This is a genomic window from Streptomyces krungchingensis (assembly GCF_054729265.1).
Genome location: NZ_JBPUKY010000001.1, coordinates 4,823,278 through 4,840,120, shown reverse-complemented (window position 1 = coordinate 4,840,120; position 16,843 = coordinate 4,823,278). Strand labels below are relative to the sequence as shown.

At 72.3% G+C, this 16,843-nt stretch carries 15 protein-coding genes; 8 read left to right on the top strand and 7 right to left on the bottom strand.

Annotation, left to right across the window (positions count from 1 at the left end; translation table 11 throughout):
• Positions 1-11 precede the first annotated feature (11 nt).
• The 6 genes from ACSYGO_RS21260 to ACSYGO_RS21235 form a co-directional block, all read right to left on the bottom strand.
• Positions 12-857 (bottom strand): EamA family transporter, encoded by an 846-nt coding sequence (locus ACSYGO_RS21260; RefSeq protein WP_426677724.1) that lies wholly within the window; start codon positions 855-857, stop codon positions 12-14.
• Complete coding sequence (locus tag ACSYGO_RS21255; protein WP_460387246.1) at positions 854-1,354, bottom strand: YbaK/EbsC family protein; 501 nt, start codon at positions 1,352-1,354, stop codon at positions 854-856. Before ACSYGO_RS21255 ends, ACSYGO_RS21260 begins: the two co-directional genes overlap by 4 nt.
• Positions 1,355-1,435: 81 nt before the next feature.
• The gene (locus tag ACSYGO_RS21250) at positions 1,436-2,227 is read right to left on the bottom strand and encodes a DUF4253 domain-containing protein (RefSeq protein ID WP_435220445.1); all 792 of its coding nucleotides are present in this window, start codon (positions 2,225-2,227) and stop codon (positions 1,436-1,438) included.
• Positions 2,228-2,272: 45 nt separating this feature from the next.
• Positions 2,273-3,943, bottom strand: a complete 1,671-nt coding sequence (locus ACSYGO_RS21245) for a penicillin-binding transpeptidase domain-containing protein (RefSeq protein ID WP_460387245.1) — start codon at positions 3,941-3,943, stop codon at positions 2,273-2,275.
• A 96-nt stretch (positions 3,944-4,039) separates the two neighbouring features.
• Positions 4,040-5,659 (bottom strand): penicillin-binding transpeptidase domain-containing protein, encoded by a 1,620-nt coding sequence (locus ACSYGO_RS21240; RefSeq protein ID WP_460387244.1) that lies wholly within the window; start codon positions 5,657-5,659, stop codon positions 4,040-4,042.
• Between the two features lie 227 nt (positions 5,660-5,886).
• Positions 5,887-6,570 (bottom strand): DUF4389 domain-containing protein, encoded by a 684-nt coding sequence (locus ACSYGO_RS21235; RefSeq protein WP_432176401.1) that lies wholly within the window; start codon positions 6,568-6,570, stop codon positions 5,887-5,889.
• Positions 6,571-6,934: 364 nt separating this feature from the next.
• Here ACSYGO_RS21235 and ACSYGO_RS21230 point away from each other — a divergent pair, with 364 nt between their 5' ends.
• Entirely contained in the window at positions 6,935-7,432 is a 498-nt protein-coding gene (locus ACSYGO_RS21230) for a hypothetical protein (RefSeq protein ID WP_432189699.1), read from the top strand.
• 233 nt (positions 7,433-7,665) lie between these two features.
• Positions 7,666-8,493, top strand: coding sequence for a hypothetical protein (locus ACSYGO_RS21225; RefSeq protein WP_432176399.1), 828 nt, complete (start codon positions 7,666-7,668; stop codon positions 8,491-8,493).
• 192 nt (positions 8,494-8,685) lie between these two features.
• Here the strand turns inward: ACSYGO_RS21225 and ACSYGO_RS21220 are convergent, their stop codons facing one another.
• A complete protein-coding gene (locus ACSYGO_RS21220; RefSeq protein ID WP_426677731.1) occupies positions 8,686-10,425 on the bottom strand; it encodes a dolichyl-phosphate-mannose--protein mannosyltransferase in 1,740 nt (579 codons plus the stop codon).
• A 228-nt stretch (positions 10,426-10,653) separates the two neighbouring features.
• Between ACSYGO_RS21220 and rsmI the strand changes: the two genes are divergently transcribed.
• The 6 genes from rsmI to ACSYGO_RS21190 all read left to right on the top strand — a co-directional run bounded on the left by rsmI (position 10,654) and on the right by ACSYGO_RS21190 (position 16,644).
• Positions 10,654-11,511: a 16S rRNA (cytidine(1402)-2'-O)-methyltransferase gene (gene rsmI / locus ACSYGO_RS21215; RefSeq protein WP_095934891.1), complete on the top strand. Its 858-nt coding sequence runs from the start codon at positions 10,654-10,656 to the stop codon at positions 11,509-11,511.
• Positions 11,512-11,710: 199 nt separating this feature from the next.
• Positions 11,711-12,142, top strand: a complete 432-nt coding sequence (locus ACSYGO_RS21210; protein WP_426677732.1) for a hypothetical protein — start codon at positions 11,711-11,713, stop codon at positions 12,140-12,142.
• 46 nt (positions 12,143-12,188) lie between these two features.
• Positions 12,189-13,070 (top strand): TatD family hydrolase, encoded by an 882-nt coding sequence (locus ACSYGO_RS21205; protein ID WP_426677733.1) that lies wholly within the window; start codon positions 12,189-12,191, stop codon positions 13,068-13,070.
• A gap of 147 nt (positions 13,071-13,217) precedes the next feature.
• Positions 13,218-14,738 carry a ubiquitin-like domain-containing protein gene (locus ACSYGO_RS21200; protein WP_460387243.1) on the top strand — a complete coding sequence of 507 codons (1,521 nt, stop codon included), beginning with the start codon at positions 13,218-13,220 and terminating at the stop codon, positions 14,736-14,738.
• 71 nt (positions 14,739-14,809) lie between these two features.
• Complete coding sequence (gene rsmA, locus ACSYGO_RS21195; protein ID WP_426677735.1) at positions 14,810-15,748, top strand: 16S rRNA (adenine(1518)-N(6)/adenine(1519)-N(6))-dimethyltransferase RsmA; 939 nt, start codon at positions 14,810-14,812, stop codon at positions 15,746-15,748.
• Entirely contained in the window at positions 15,745-16,644 is a 900-nt protein-coding gene (locus tag ACSYGO_RS21190; protein ID WP_432174218.1) for a 4-(cytidine 5'-diphospho)-2-C-methyl-D-erythritol kinase, read from the top strand. The genes rsmA and ACSYGO_RS21190 overlap by 4 nt, the downstream gene beginning before the upstream one ends.
• The last annotated feature ends 199 nt before the right edge of the window (positions 16,645-16,843 follow it).

Genomic DNA, 16,843 nt, shown 5'->3' with positions numbered 1-16,843 from the left:
CCTCGCGGGCCCTAACCGGCGTGCAGCATCAGGCCGATGCCCACGACCAGCAGACCGGCCGCCGCGATCCGGGGCGCCCCGAACCGCTCCTTGAAGAAGACGGCGCCGATGGCCGCGCCCACGATGATCGAGGACTCCCGCAGAGCGGCGATCGGTGCGAGCTCCGCACGGGTCTGCGCCCACAGGACCAGCCCGTACGCCGCGACGGAGAGCGCCGCGCCGAGGAAGCCGACCGCCGCGAACGGCCGTAGCACGGAGACGAGTTCGCCGCGCCAGCGGTGCACGGCGTACGCCGGGATCACCACGCCCTCGACGGCCATCAGCCAGGCGATGTACGCGAGGGAGGAGCCCGAGGCGCGCACGCCCAGACCGTCGACGACGGTGTACGCGGCGATCGACGCGCCGGTCGCCAACGCCGCCCCGATCGCCGCCCAGTTGGGCCGGCGCCCGCGCAGCCCCCACAGGGCCACACCCGTCAGTCCCGCGCAGGACAGCGCGATGCCCGCGGCCGCCCAGCCGTCCGGCACCTCGTGCGCGAAGACCGCCGCGAGCGCGGTGACGATCAGCGGGGCGGTGCCGCGGGCGATCGGATAGGCCTGCCCGAAGTCGCCGAGCCGGAACGAGCGCATCAGCAGCACGTAGTACGCGACATGGATCACGGCCGACGCGATCAGGTACGGCCAGGCCCCGGACGCGGGGAACGGCACGAAGGGCACCAGGGCGAGGCCGATCAGCATGCCGCCGCCCGCGATCAGCGTGAAGCCGACGAGCTTGTCGCTGATGCGGTGCGCGATCGCGTTCCAGCAGGCGTGGGTGACCGCGGCGAGCAGGACGGCCGCGGTGACGACAGGGGTCACGCGGTCTGCTCGCGCACGTCCGCCAGCGTGGCCCCGGCGTGTGCGACCAGGCTCTCGGGGTCCATCGGGAAGACGACGTACGGGGTGCCCGCCGCGGCCCACACCGTGTCGTGGGCGAGCAGCGAACGGTCGGCCAGCACACGGGTCCTGGTGCGGTGGCCGAACGGCGGTACGCCGCCGATCGCGTACCCCGTGGTCTCCCGCACCACGGCGGCCTGCGCCCGGGTCACCTTCTCGGCTCCGAGCTCCTTGCGGACGAGCTCCAGGTCGACCCGGGACGCGCCGTCCATGAGCACGAGCACCGGCACGCCGTCCGCCGCGAAGATCAGCGACTTGCAGATCTGGCTCAGCTCGCAGCCGATCGCGGCGGCCGCCTCGGCGGCGGTACGGGTCGCGTCGGGGAAGCGGCGGATGCGTGCGTTCAGCTCGTCCAGCCCCAGCTCTGTGAGGGCCTCGGCGAAACGTGGGTGGGCGGCGTTGTCTTCCGTGGCGGTCATGAGCAGCACGCTAGCGGTCGGTGTACGCGGCACGCGAACGAGTTCCGGCCGCCCCCGCGCGCGGGAAGGGCCGGACAGGACCTAGTCCCACCAGAAGCGCCACAGCGGAGCGCCGACGAGGGACTGCGCGTACCGGGGGAACGGCGTCGGCGGGTCGTCCACGATGTTGTCGGCCGTGGTCAGGAGGTGTTCGAGGGCGACGCGTTCGGCCTGTTCCAGGGTGCGCGGCGGGCTTGCCACGGAGACGTACAGCGTCGCCCCCACCAGGGTGAGGACCCGCGCCCCGAAGCGGTCCTCCCAGCTGCGCAGCAGGGCGCACAGCAAGGTCTTCGGAGCGCCGCCGTACCAGTCGAGGAGCGCGGGGATGTCGGCGCTCCGCGCCGCGGCGACGAGACCGAGGCAGGCTTCCGTCAGCGTGTACGGGTCGTCGTCCACCAGCTGTGCGAAGGCCGCCCGGGCGGCCTCGTCGGGGTCGACGCCGCTGCCGGGCAGGGTGGCCGGGGCGAGTCCGGGCCACTGCTCGAAGGGCGGGCCGGGGTCGTCCTCCCACGGCTCGACGTCCTCGGGGCAGTCGAACGGCTCCGGCGGCACGTCGGGCTCCGCGAACCTGCGCCGCCGGTACTCGGCCCAGTTCTCGGCCAGTTCGGCTTCGAGGTCGAAGGCGTCGACCTCCGCGGGGTCGAAGGGGGCCGGGCGGACGTCGGAGTAGCAGAGGACCGGCAGCAGACCGGTGGCGGCCTGCTGCCGCTGGTGGCCGGTCCAGGCCGCAAGCGGGTCGGCCGGGGGCCTCTCGGAGCACCACATGACCGGGGTGCCGTCCGGGGTGCCCGTCAGGCGGCCGGCGGGCAGTCCTTCGGGGAGCGGGAACGTCATGCCCGGAGCGTAGGGCCGGCCACTGACAGCGCTCTTTGGGACGGTCTAGCTTCCGCTCTTGAGCAGGGCCGCCACGATCGGTCCGGCCGTGTCGCCGCCGTGCCCGCCCTGCTGCACGACGCCCGCCGCCGCGAGGTCGCCCTTCCACGCGGTGAACCAGCCGTTCGGCTTCTTCTGGCCGTCGACCTCGGCGGAGCCCGTCTTGGCGCCGTAGTCCGGGCCGAGGCCGGACATCGCCTCCGCGGCGGTTCCGTACCCCGCCGTGTACTGCATGACCTCGCGCAGCTGCGAGAGGGTCGAGGCGGACATGGTGCGGCTCGCCTTGGCCAGCGTGCGGTGGTCCACCGACGGGGCGACCAGGTAGGGCTGGTGGAAGGTGCCGGCCTTGACGGTCGAGGCGATCGAGGCCATGTTCAGCGGGTTCATGCGGACGCCGCCCTGGCCCATCAGCTCGGCCGCCATCTGCGCGTTGCTCTGCACCGGCACGGCGCCGTCGAAGGACGGCACCCCGATGGACCAGTTGTTCAGCCCGATCCCGAAGACCTGCTGGGCCTGCTTGGTCAGGTCGTCGTCCTTCAGCTCCTTCGCCTGGGTGATGAAGGCCGTGTTGCAGGACCGCGCGAAGCTCGCCTTGAACGTGCCGTTCTTGATCTCGAAGTCGTCGTCGTTGTGGAACTTCCAGCCGCCGTACGTCGCGGTCTTGGGGCACGGGTGCGGCTTGTCGGCCGAGGCGAGCCCCTTGTCGAACAGCAGCGACGCCGTGATCACCTTCATCGTGGAGCCGGGCGCGAGGGAGCCCTGGAAGGCGGTGTTGAAGCCGTGACTCGTGTTCGCGACGGCGAGGATCTCACCCGTCGACGGGCGCATCACGACCACCGACGCCTTCTCCTTGGCGGCCACCTGACGCTCGGCGGCCGACTGGAGGGCCGGGCTGAGCGTGGTCTCCACGGTGCCCGGCGTGCCCTCGCTCAGCGCCAGCAGGGTCTTGTCGGGGGTCTTCTGCGTGCCCTTCTTCGCGGCCTTGCGGACCACGCGCAGCTCGATGCCCGCCTTGCCGCCGGCCGTCTTGCCGTACTTCTCGCGCAGTCCGTCGAGGACCGTGCCCAGCGAGGGGTACTTCGCGGCGGTCAGCTCCTTGCCGTCACGGTCGAGGGCCTTGACCGGGGGCGTGCCCGACTCGCCGGTGACGAGCCGGTCGCCGTCCTGGAGGTCCGGGTGGACGACGGACGACGCCCAGCCGACCAGCGGGACGCCGTCCTTCGCGCGCCGCACGACCGTCAGCTTCGAGTCGTACGCGAGGGGCTTGCTCTTGCCCTTGTACGTGACGGTGGCCTTGACGGAGAACGGGACGGCGGCGCCCGACCGCGTGCCGCCGGTCAGCGTCACACCCGTGATGTGCGCCTCCTTGGCGTAGCCGGTCAGCGTGGTGGTCGCGGCGGCCGAGTCGTCGGTGGCCGCGGCGGCCTTCGCCACGTCGCCGCTCTGCCAGGCGGTGAGGAAGGCCGTCGAAGCCTTGTGCACCTCGGACGCGGACAGCGGACCCGTCTTCACGGCCTTGCGGGTGGTGGCCTGCGATCCCTCGTCGGCCGCCGCTCCGCCGTCGTACAGGCTGTAGACGCCGAACGCCCCGCCGACCACGACGACGGCGATCACCCCGCCGAGCACGGCGGGCTGCTTCGTCTTCTGCCGCTCGGCGACGCGTCTTCTCTTGCCCACAGCTACTCGTCCTCCGCTGAATACCCTGGTGCCCCCGTGGCCTCATGTTTCCAACGATGACCACCACCCTAGGGTCCCGCTCCGTCCGGGGTGACTTCAGCCACCGGTTCGTAGCACAGCTGCGACGATCGGACCGGCGGCGTCGCCCCCGTGACCGCCCTCCTGGGTCATGGCGGCCGCCGCGACGTCGTTGCGGTACCCGGTGAACCAGCTGTTCGACTTCGCCTGGCCGTCGACCTCGGCGGAACCGGTCTTGGCGCCGTAGTTCGGTCCGAGCCCGGCCATCACCTGCGCGGCCGTGCCGCTGACCGCGGTGCGGTTCATCATGGCCCGCAGCTGGGCGACCGTGCCCGCGGACAGGCCCTTGGCGTTGGCCAGCTCACGTTCGTCGAGGGCGCGCGGCACGATGACCGGCTGCCGGAAGACGCCCGTCATGGCGGTCGCCGTCACCGACGCCATGTTCAGCGGCGACATCTGGACCTGGCCCTGGCCGATCAGGTTGGCGGCCGTGTCCGGGCCCCCGGAGGCGGGGACGGAGCCGTCGAAGGACGGGATCCCGGTCTTCCAGTTGTCCTGGCCGAGGCCGAAGTTCTGCTGCGCCTCGTTCGTGAGCCAGTCGACCTTGAGGTCGTCCGCGTACTTCACGAACGCCGTGTTGCACGAGCGCGCGAACGACTCGGACAGCGTGGCGTTCTCGTTGGGTTGCATCCCCTTCAGATTGTGGAAGGTCTGGCTCTGCCACACGGCGTCGGGCGGACAAGGCGCGGGCCCCGTCGCCGTCGTGACGTCGCGGTCGATGAACATGGCGGCGCTGATGATCTTCATGGTGGAGCCGGGGGCGAGCTTGCCGAGGAAGGCCGCGTTGAAGCCGTCCTCGCGGTGGTTGGCGACCGCGAGGACCTCGCCGGTGCTCGGCTTCACGGCCACCACCGACGACTCGTCGTACCGAAGGACGGCCTTCTCCGCGGCGGCCTGCGCGTTCGCGCTGAGTGTGGTGCGGACCTTGCCCGCGCGCCCCTTGGCGAGCACCACCAGCGGGGTGTCCGGGCTCTGGTCGCCGTGCCGGACGGCGAGCTCGATCCCGGGCGAACCACCCGCCGTGTCACCGTACTTGTCGCGCAGCGCGTCCAGGATCGGCCCCAGAGAGGGGTACTTCTCCTTCGTCAGGACAACGTTGTTCCGGTCCACGGCCTCGATCGCCGGGTTCGCCGACTCGCCCGTGACCAGCGTGTCCCCGTCCTTCAGGTCGGGGTGCACGACGGACGGCTTCCAGCCGACCAGTGCCTTCCCCGTCGTCTCGCCCCGCACGACGCTCAGTTCGGAGTCGTACGAGAAGGGCTTGCTCTTCCCCTCGTACGACACCGTCGCGCTGACCGAGAAGGGCACGGTCGTGCCGGACGGCGTGCCCGGTGTGATCCGTACCTTCGTGAGACGGGCCTCGGCGCTGTAGGAGGCCAGCAACGTCTCGGCCGCCGTCGCGTAGTTGGTGTACTGCGCCGCCTTGGCCGCGTCGCCCTTCTCCCAGGCGGTGAAGAAGGCGCGGCTGGTCTCCTTGACCTCCGCGCCGCTCGGCGGACCCGTCTTCACGGGTGCCGGCTCGGCCATGCCCCCGTCCCCGCTGACCGCGGTCACCAGGTTGTACGCGCCGTACCCGGCGCCCCCCACCATCACCGTGAACACGCTGCCGATGACGACAGCCTTCGCCCCTCTGCGCATCGCGCCGCCCCTCCCCGTAAGGCTTCGCACTGTAGGCCGGGGAAGTGAGAGCCGTGACCGGAGTTTCCAGATGTTGTCCGAAGAGAGATCAGAAACAGGATCGAACCGGACAACGGGCCACACTCTTGAACGTTGTTCATTCATGGGTCTGTGCGAACAGTGCGAGGGCGCGGCTGATCGCCGCGCCCTCGCACCGGGTCGGAGCGCCGGGGGCGAGGGAAGGACCGTCAGCCGCCGGCCGGCTGCATCGCCGGGGAGGGTTCGTGCCCGCCCGTGTCCAGCCGGAACGGCGGGTACTCGTCGGTCATGAGGAACACGTAGACGAGCACGCGCAGTATCCAGCGCACCAGGCCCATGAGGAGATCGAACAGGCCGCGCGGGTAGGTCCCGGTGAACGCCAGGATCGCCACCGCGATCAGGGAGAGCAGGCCGATGACGCCGAAGGAGAGGGGGCCGTAGTCCTGCAGGTACCGGTAGGTGGTCAGGCCGCCGCCGACCAGGACCGCGATCAACAGAAACTGCGGGATGGCCAGCAGCCACTTGACCAGGACCAGCCCGCGTGAGAGCCGCGCGGGATAGGCGACGTCGACGTGGACCGGGTAGCCGGGCACGTCCTTGAGTGTGAACGGTGGGTACTCGTCGGTGCCGAGCACCACGGAGGCGTAGTAGTCGACGCGCGTCTTCCAGCGTATGACCCCGACGTTGAAGTCGAAGAGCGGCCGGGGATAGCGCGCGGTGATGAGGATGCTGAAGAACGCGACGACGCTCACCAGCAGGAACGCGATCTGCAGGAAGAACAGGACGACGTAGTGCGGGACGGCGAGGAGCCACTTCACCAGCCACATCCATCGGGTGAGCCGGGGGTCCAGCGTCGCTTCGACGCGCAGGGGGTGGGTGGAAGCGGGGGGCATGACGGCCACCGCCTTTCGTGCGGGGGATGGGGGACGCGTCCCATGCACCGCACCGCCGCGGCTGTGCCGGACGATGCGGGCGGGTCACTTGCTCCGTATGAGCCGTATGACCCATTAGCTCCCGCTGTGCGAAGCCCGTCATGCCCCGTGATCGCGGGGCAGGGGAATCCGTGACTTGACGGACGGCGGCGCACCGGTGGCTGCGCGGCCGCATCCTGAGCGGTGATCGCCGGCGGCCCCGACTCGCCCGCACCTCTTGGGGATTGGCCGGCCGAGTCGCTCTCGGCGGACCGGAGGACGGGCGGGTGGTGGCCGTGATGCGACTGTGACGTACGGCGCTGCCGCTCGATGCCATGCTGCGCACATGTCTGATGAATCAGTCGACGGCGCGGTCGCTCCGCCGCCCGCCTCGGCGCCGGCGGGATCCGGAACCGCACGGGGGCGTCGGTTCCGGGGCGCCCTGGTGGTGTCGGCGGTTGCCGGGCTCGTGGTCGGTTCGGGTGCCGTCGCGCTGGCATGGAATCTGTCCGGGCCCGACGACGACCGGGCGTTCACGCTGGTGGGGCAGGCGCGCATCGAGGGCGGCCTCGGAGCCACGGGGTCCTGCAGCGGCAGTCACGAGTTCTCCGACGTCGACAAGGGCGCACTGGTGACCGTCTACGACTCGGCAGGCCGGGTCGTCGCGACCGGGTCGCTCGGAAGCGGCGCCTACGACGACTCCCCGGCGTGTGTCTTCCCGATCGCCGTGCGCGGGGTGCCGGGCGGATCGGCGTCGTACTCGGTGCAGGTCGGCTGGCACGGGAAGAAGCGGATCACGCACGAGCAGGCACGGACCGGAGGCCTGGTCGTGACGCTCGACTAGCCGGGACCGCCCGTGCGCCGCGCGAGGCCGGCCGACGGAGGCCGGCCTCGCGCGGCGGTGTCCTGCCGGTCGGTCGGATCCGCGTCGAGGGTGCCCGGCGTGGTCGGTGCCCGGTTCGTTGCCGGGGAGGGATGTGCTGCGGGGTGGTGAGCTGGCTGGTCGCTGGACAGACGTCATGAACTCGCCGGATAGGCTGCCGCCTCTTGTATCGGCATCCTCCTGAAGAGGTGTGAATGAAGACAGGCAGACGAACCGTGGCGGTGGCCACGTTCGTGGGGGCGCTGGGGCTCTCGGTGCTGAACGCGCCGACGGCTCAGGCAGCGGACACAGGCATCACTGTGTCGGACATCGTCATCAACAACGGCAAGCCGATCGTCGTGGGCACGACGAAGGTGGTGGAGCCGCCCATCAGTTTCAACATCGCGCTGCCTTCCGGGTACAGCACCGCCGACCCTTTCCGCTACGACGCGTACCCCTTCCTGTATCGCGGCAGCATGCAGACGGCCGCCGACACCGGGGAGAACTTCATCGGGCCGGGCGGCTACACCTGCTACGAGAGCGACGCCAAGCACGCTCGCTGCGAGGGCAACCTCTACATCGACCCGCACCCGAGTCAGGATCACGTCGACTCCAACAGCGACGCCACGACCTGGAAGGTGGGAGTCTCGCTGAAGCTGTTCAAGGCCGATGGCGGCCTCAAGGCCGGGGAGCGGGAGACGCGGTCCACGACCGTTCAGCTGAAGCGCGCGGCCAAGGCGACCACCGACGCCTCGCCGGAGCCGGTCACCAAGGGCAAGTCGATCACCGTCACCGGCAAGGTCACCCGGGCGAACTGGGCCACGAAGAAGTACGACGCCTACAGCGGCCGTACGGTCAGCCTCCAGTTCCGCGCCAAGGGCGCCGACACGTACAAGACGGTCAAGAAGGGCACCACCAGCAGCACCGGGGGTCTGAAGACCACGGTCACCGCCTCGGTCGACGGCTACTACCGCTGGGTGTACTACGGCAACTCGACGACCGGCGTCGCCACCAGCACGGCCGACTACGTCGACGTGCGCTGATGCCCCGGGTGCCGGGTCGGGATCTTCCCGTCCTTGGCCCTGGCGGGCGTGACCCCCGTCCGGTCGCGTAGCCCGCGATCTGCCACTGCGGTCGGCCCGGCCGTGCGACGGTGATCAACCATGACAGCCAACGGCCGACAACGGCCAAGAGGGCGCGGCCACCGGCCGCGCCCTCTTGGTGTGTCCACCCGGCTAGACCCAGGTGTCCAGCCACATCCGCGATCTCCAGTCGTCTATGGGGATCGAGGTGCCGGTGTACAGGGGCCAGAAGTAGATGAAGTTCCACGCGATCAGCAGGACCAGGACGCCGGCGCCGGCCGCGCCGATCACGCGGCGGCGTTCTCCGCAGCCGGGTGGGCCGAGGATCGCGCCGATCAGCATGGCGACGGCCAGGCAGAGGAACGGCACGAAGACGACGGCGTAGAAGAAGAAGATCGTGCGTTCCTGGTACATGAACCAGGGCAGATAGCCGGCCGCGATGCCGCAGGCGATCGCGCCCGCGCGCCAGTCGCGGCGGAACGCCCAGCGCCACAGCACGTAGAGGACCGCGAGGCAGGCCGCCCACCACAGGAGCGGGGTGCCCAGCGCCAGCACCTCACGGGCGCACTTGTCGCCCGCGTCGGCGGGGCAGCCGTCCTTGCCGGGCAGCGGGGACTCGTAGAAGTACGAGACCGGGCGGCCGAGGACGAGCCAGCTCCACGGGTTCGACTGGTAGGTGTGCGGCGAGGACAGCCCGACGTGGAACTTGTAGACCTCGTGCTCGTAGTGCCACAGGCTGCGCAGCCAGTCGGGCAGCCAGGTCCAGTGACCGCCCCTGCCGTCGGTCACCGCCCAGTTGCGGAAGTAGCCGCCCCTGCCGTTGTCCGGGGAGAGGATCCAGCCGAGCCAGGAGGTGAGGTAGACGGCCAGCGCGACCGGGACCGTCGCGAGGAACGTGATGCCGGTGTCGTGCCGGAGCGCCGCGAGGTAGGGGTGGCGGGCGCCCGCCACCCGGCGCGAGGCCGCGTCCCACAGGACCGCCATGACGCAGAACGCGGCGAGGACGTAGAGGCCGTTCCACTTGGTGCCGATGGCCAGGCCCAGCATCAGGCCCGCGCCCCAGCGCCAGGGGCGCCGGCCGAGGCGGGTCGTCTCGGCGATGTGCGCGTCGGGGCGCACCACCCCGTCCCCGTCGGCGGGCAGTGCGGCCGCGAGCCGGGCGCGGGCGTGGTCGCGGTCGACGACCAGGCAGCCGAAGGCGGCCAGCACGAAGAACATGAGCACGCCGTCGAGCAGCGAGGTGCGGCTCATCACGAAGTGCAGGCCGTCCACCGCCATCAGCGCGCCCGCGAGGCAGCCGAGGAAGGTCGAGCGGAACAGCCGTCGCCCGATCCGGCACAGCAGCAGCACCGACAGCGTGCCGAGCAGCGCGGTCATGAACCGCCAGCCGAAGGGGTTGAACCCGAACATCCATTCGCCGAGTCCGATGACGTACTTCCCGACGGGCGGATGCACGACGTACGCGGCGTCGCTCGGGACGGTCACATGGCCGTTGCCCTGGAGGATCAGGTCGTTGGCGTCCTTGGCCCAGTTGACCTCGTAGCCGCGGTGGATGAGCGCCCAGGCGTCCTTGGCGTAGTACGTCTCGTCGAATATCACCGCCTTCGGGCTGCCCAGGTGCCAGAACCGCATCAGCCCGGCCATCAGGGTCACCAGCAGCGGGCCGCCCCAGCCGGACCAGCGCGTGATGCGCTCCGCGACCTCGTGGCGCAGCCCGAGCGTGGCCCAGATGCGCGGGCTGGGCTCTGCGTACGGCGGTACGAGCCGGTCGCGCACATCGCTTCTGGGCGGCGCCGTGTAGCCGAAGCGGCGCAGCCGCAGCTGCCACGACGGCCACTGCGCGTCGGTGGCCTGCCCCTGCCGGGTGTCCGTGGAGGACGCGGTACTGGTCACCGCGCCATCGTAGGGAACAGGTCTGTGGGAGTCCCGTGCACCGGCCGTAAATGGGTGGAAGCCGCTGTCCGGGCGAACACCCGAGCCGGATTCCGGCCGCACGCCCGAGCCGGATTCCGGTCGGGTGCCGGAGCCGGATTCCCGGGCGGGTGCCCGCGCGGGAATGCGGGCGGGGCGGCGGCAGGGCGGGCGGCGACCGGCGCCGCCGGGCCCTGCGAGGATGGAGCCGTGACAGGAACCCTTGTGTTGGCAGGCACCCCCATCGGCGACATCGAGGACGCGCCGCCGCGGCTCGCCGCGGAACTGGCCGGGGCCGACGTGGTCGCCGCCGAGGACACCCGCCGGCTGCGCCGGCTCACCCAGGCGCTGGGCGTGCAGCCCGCCGGACGCGTCGTGTCCTACTTCGAGGGGAACGAGGCCGCCCGCACACCGGAGCTGGTCGAGGCGCTGGCCGGCGGTGCGCGGGTGCTGCTGGTGACCGACGCCGGCATGCCGTCCGTGTCGGACCCCGGCTACCGGCTGGTCGCCGCCGCCGTGGAGAAGGACATCAAGGTCACCGCCGTACCCGGCCCCTCCGCCGTGCTCACGGCGCTGGCGCTGTCGGGGCTGCCCGTCGACCGCTTCTGCTTCGAGGGCTTCCTGCCGCGCAAGGCGGGCGAGCGCCTGTCGCGGCTGCGTGAGGTCGCCGACGAGCGCCGCACCCTCGTCTACTTCGAGGCCCCGCACCGGCTCGACGACACGCTCGCCGCGATGGCCGAGGTCTTCGGGACGGAGCGGCGCGCCGCCGTCTGCCGGGAGCTGACGAAGACGTACGAGGAGGTCAAGCGGGGTCCGCTGGGCGAACTCGCGGCCTGGGCCGCCGAGGGCGTGCGCGGGGAGATCACCGTCGTCGTCGAGGGCGCCGCGCAGAAGGGCGCCGAGGAACTGGACGCCGCCGAGCTGGTGCGCAGGGTGCGGGTGCGTGAGGAGGCGGGGGAGCGGCGCAAGGAGGCGATCGCGGCGGTGGCCGCGGAAGCAGGTATTCCCAAACGTGAGGTCTTCGATGCCGTCGTCGCGGCAAAGAATGCCGAACGAAGCGCCCCATAGAAGGGCAAAGGGCGGTGCCGCAAGGCAAAGCCCAGGCCGGGTGGCGGGACCTTTCCGACAAGGAACGGCCAAAACGGATCCAACAGTCGACAGGCCTGATGCGTTCGCGTGCGCGAAAGCGTCCACTGGTTGAAGGGACGCACCCGTCCCTCGCCCCCGTTCGCCGGGGGCGCTCGTCCAGCGGACAACAGGAGCTGGCATGAGTGAGATCGCAGGACAGACCGGGCATCGCAGCGCGGCGACCGCCGTCGTCCATGAGTCGTACTCCTTCGCCTGCATGCGCTGCGGGCACGGCTGGGAGCAGTCGTACGAGATAGAGCACCACCTCGACGCCGAGGGCAGTGAGTTCGTGATGTACGTGGCGAACGGGCACGTCGTGCCGTCGCCGCTCAGCCGGCCCACCTGCCTCAACTGCGACAGCCATGTGGTGCGCATCATGCGCGCCGGTCAGGTGTCCTCCGCTCTGAACTCCATGCACGCCGCGCACCCGCACCGTGCGGTGCCCCGGCAGCCCGAGCAGGCGCCGCGGGAGCCGGGCGGCGACGGCGCGGCCCCGGCGGAGCCGAAGGAGCCGCACCACTGGCACCTCTCGGACCTGCTGCACCCCTTCCAGCACCGCAAGGCGGGATGACCTTCCTCGGGTGAGGGCCGGCATGCCCCTTTCGTAGGATCGGGGCATGCCTTCCTCCGCCTCCGACAAGAACGCCGCACCCCCGCTCCCCGAGCCCCTGCGGGTGCCCGTCGCCGACTCGCACACCCATCTCGACATGCAGTCCGGCACGGTCGAGGAGGGCCTCGCCAAGGCCGCGTCGGTCGGAGTGGCGACGGTCGTCCAGGTCGGCTGCGACGTGAAGGGCTCGCGCTGGGCCGCCGAGACGGCCGCCGCGTACGACGCCGTCCACGCGACGGTCGCCCTGCACCCCAACGAGGCGCCGCGTATCGTGCACGGCGACCCCGACGGCTGGTCCCGGCAGGGCGCACGCCGCCCGGGCGGCGAGGCCGCGCTGGACGAGGCGCTCGCCGAGATCGACCGCCTCGCGGCGCTGCCGCAGGTCAAGGGCGTCGGCGAGACCGGACTCGACTACTTCCGCACGGGCCCCGAGGGCAAGGCGGCGCAGGAGCGCTCCTTCCGTGCCCACATCGAGATCGCCAAGCGGCACGGCAAGGCCCTCGTCATCCACGACCGCGACGCCCACGCCGACGTGCTGCGCATCCTCAAGGAGGAGGGCGCGCCCGAGCGGACCGTCTTCCACTGCTACTCGGGCGACGCCGACATGGCCGCGATCTGCGCCGGCGCCGGCTACTTCATGTCCTTCGCCGGCAACATGACCTTCAAGAACGCCCAGCCGCTGCGCGACGCGCTGGCGGTGGCGCCCCTGGAGCTCGTGCTCGTCGAGACCGACGCGCCCTTCCTGACGCCCGCGCCGTACCGCGGACGGCCCAACGCGCCGTATCTCATTCCGGTCACGGTGCGCGCCATGGCCGAGGTGCGCGGTATCGGCGAGGACGCGCTGGCGACCTCGATCTCCGCCAACACTGCGCGCGCGTTCGATTACTGACGGATAACGGTTCCCGGGGTTCTTCCTGGTCACGCACGGGTCATGCGCGGGGGAGTGTCGCGACACAGCGTAGTCGCGTTGCTTGGGAGAGTGACGACCGCTCCGCTAGGTTCTGGTCGCCCATTCCGGACCCTGGAGCGTGTCGTCGTGAGCAGCTCGCAGTACGAGACGTATGGAACGACTGGTGTCACCACCGGTGCGACGGGAGCGCCGCACCCGGACGAGACGCCGCCGTACGCGCCGCCGTACGACGACGAGCGGCCGCCGTACCCGGACACCGCGGCGCCGCGGGGGAGCGAGGAGCCGCATCGCCCCGCCTTCCCGGACACCTACCGGCCCGCGTACGAGTCGCCCGGGGTGCCCCGGCACGAGGCGCCGACGGAGCCGTTGCTGCCCCGCCATGAGGCGCCGACGGAGCCCCTGCTTTCCCGGCACGAGGCGCCGACCGAGCCCCGGCTGCCCCGGCAGGGCCCGGACGCAGGCGCCGGACGGCCGCCGGCGGCCGTGGGGGCGCCGCGGCCCGGCGGGCGGGCCGAGGTGCGGCGCGCGGCCCGGCGCAGGCGGACCGCCGAGCGCCCCGACCCGCTCCGGCGGCTGCTCCCGCAGGCACTCGTCGTCGCGTTCCTGGCCGGCGGCACCTCGGCGTTCGTCGCCAGCGACAAGGCGATCGAACTCACCGTCGACGGGAAGTCGCGCACCCTGCACACCTTCGCGGACGACGTCACCGAACTGCTCGCCGAGGAGGGCGTGCGGGTGGGCTCGCACGACGTGGTGGCGCCCGCGCCGGGCACACCGCTCGCCAGCGGTGACGAGGTCGCCGTCCACTACGGGCGTCCCGTGGAGCTCACCCTCGACGGGCAGCGGCGCCAGGTGTGGACGACGGAACCCACCGTGGACGGGGCGCTCAGACAGCTGGGGGTGCGCGCCGAGGGCGCGTACCTGTCGGCGTCGCGGTCCCGCACCATCGGACGCGCGGGCCTCGACCTCGCCGTCCGCACCGAGCGCATGGTGACGATCATGGCGGACGGCCGGGCACGGACCATCCGCACGAACGCGGCGAGCGTCCGGGAGGCCGTCGAGGAGGCCGGCATCACCCTGCGCGGGCAGGACACGACCTCCGCGCCACCCGGCAGCTTCCCGCGCGACGGTCAGACGGTCACCGTCATGCGGATCACCGGCAGCAGGGAGGTCCGCGAGGAGGCCATCCCGTACGGGGTGCGGCGGACCCAGGACCCCTCGTTGTTCAAGGGCACCGAGGTCGTCGAGCAGGCCGGGCGGCCCGGGGCGCGCCGGGTCACCTACGCCCTGCGGACCGTCAACGGCGTCCGGGAGCGGCGGCGCCGCATCGAGGCCGAGACGGTGCGCGAGCCGCGGGCGCAGCTGGTGAAGGTCGGCACGAAGCCGCTCCCGATGTCCGTCGACGGCGCCGACGGCCTGGACTGGGCCGCCCTCGCGGCCTGCGAGTCCGGGGGCCGGCCCCACGCGGTCGACCCCTCCGGCACCTACGGCGGGCTCTACCAGTTCGACAACCGCACCTGGCACGCCCTCGGCGGCAAGGGCCGCCCCCAGGACGCTCCCGCGGCCGAGCAGACCTTCCGGGCGAAGAAGCTGTACCTGCGGCGCGGAGCCAGTCCCTGGCCGCACTGCGGGGCCCGGCTGCACGGGTGAGCGCCCGGCCCACGGCCCCGCGGCGGGGGGCGTGAAAACGGCGGGGCCCGCCGCCCCCGTACGCTTGGTCCGTGACCAGCCCCACCCCCGACGCCCTCCTGGGCCCCGCCGACATCCGTGAACTCGCGGGAGCCCTCGGCGTACGCCCCACCAAACAGCGCGGCCAGAACTTCGTGATCGACGCGAACACGGTGCGCCGGATCGTCCGCACCGCCGAGGTGCGTGACGACGACGTCGTCGTGGAGGTGGGACCCGGCCTCGGCTCACTGACGCTCGCCCTGCTGGAGGCCGCCGACCGGGTCGTCGCCGTCGAGATCGACGACGTGCTGGCGGGGGCGCTGCCCTCGACCGTCGCGGCCCGCATGCCGGAGCGCGCGGACCGGTTCGCGCTGGTCCACTCCGACGCGATGGACGTCCAGGAGCTGCCCGGCCCGCCCCCCACCGCGCTGGTCGCCAACCTCCCGTACAACGTCGCCGTGCCCGTCCTGCTGCACATGCTCGAGACCTTCCCGACCATCGAGCGCACCCTCGTGATGGTCCAGGCGGAGGTCGCCGACCGGCTCGCGGCCGGGCCCGGCTCGAAGGTGTACGGCGTCCCGTCCGTCAAGGCGAACTGGTACGCCGAGGTGAAGCGGGCCGGATCCATCGGCCGCAATGTCTTCTGGCCCGCGCCCAACGTCGACAGCGGACTGGTCGCGCTCACCCGGCGCGCCGAGCCCCTCAAGACCTCGGCCTCCCGGCGCGAGGTGTTCGCCGTGGTGGACGCCGCGTTCGCGCAGCGCCGCAAGACCCTGCGGGCCGCACTCGCCGGCTGGGCCGGCTCCGCGGCGGCGGCCGAGGCCGCGCTGGTCGCCGCCGGTGTCTCGCCGCAGGCCCGCGGGGAGTCGCTGACCGTGGAGGAGTTCGCCCGTATCGCCGAGCACCGTGCCGCCCCCGGCGGCACCGGCACCGGCACCGAGACCACCGTGAAAACCGAGACCACCGAGAACGAGGAGTCGGGCCAGTCGTGACGCAGACGGTGACGGTACGCGTCCCTGCCAAGGTCAACGTCCAGCTCGCGGTCGGCGGCGCCCGCCCCGACGGCTTCCACGACCTGGCGAACGTCTTCCTCGCGGTCGGCCTGTACGACGAGGTGACGGTCACCCCGGCGGACGAGCTGCGCATCACCTGCGCGGGCCCGGACGCCGCCGAGGTGCCCCTGGACCGCACGAACCTGGCGGCCCGTGCCGCCATCGAACTCGGCCGCCGCCACGGCATCGACCCGGCCGTCCACATCCACATCGCCAAGGACATCCCCGTCGCGGGCGGCATGGCGGGCGGCAGCGCGGACGGCGCGGGCGCCCTGGTCGCCTGCGACGCGCTGTGGGGCACCGACGCCTCACGCGACGAACTCCTCGGCATCTGCGCCGACCTGGGCAGCGACGTGCCGTTCAGCCTGGTGGGCGGGGCGGCGCTCGGCGTCGGCCGGGGCGAGCAGCTGCGGGCCCTGGAGGTCGGCGGGACGTTCCACTGGGTCTTCGCGATGGCCTCGCGCGGCCTGTCCACGCCCGCGGTGTTCCGGGAGTTCGACCGGATGAACGAGGGGCTGCGGGTGCCCGAGCCGGTCGCCTCGCAGGAACTGCTGGACGCCCTCGCGAAGGGTGACGCCGGGGCCCTCGCGCGCGCCGTCTCCAACGACCTCCAGCCGGCCGCCCTCTCGCTCTTCCCGGAGCTCGCCGACACCCTCGCCGCGGGCCGGGCGGCCGGCGCGCTCGCCGCGCTCGTCTCCGGGTCCGGTCCGACGACCGCGTTCCTCGCGGCGGACGCGGAGTCGGCGGCCGCGGTCGCCGAGGCCCTGCGCGCCTCCGGCACCTGCCGGTCGGTGCGCGCCACCGAGAGCCCGGCCCCGGGCGCCACGGTCCTGTAGCGAGCCGCTCTCCCGGACACCACCGCGGTGTCCGGGGCTTCGGCCCGTCCGGCGTGCGTGCACGAGGCCGCCGTGGGGTCCCGGGCGCCGGCCCCGCGCGTCCCGGGAACGGGCAGCGCGACGGGGACGGGGAAAGCCCTGGCTCGGCGCCTTCGCCGCGCGGACTACCCTTGAGGGTCGATCGTCCCCCTTGGCAGGA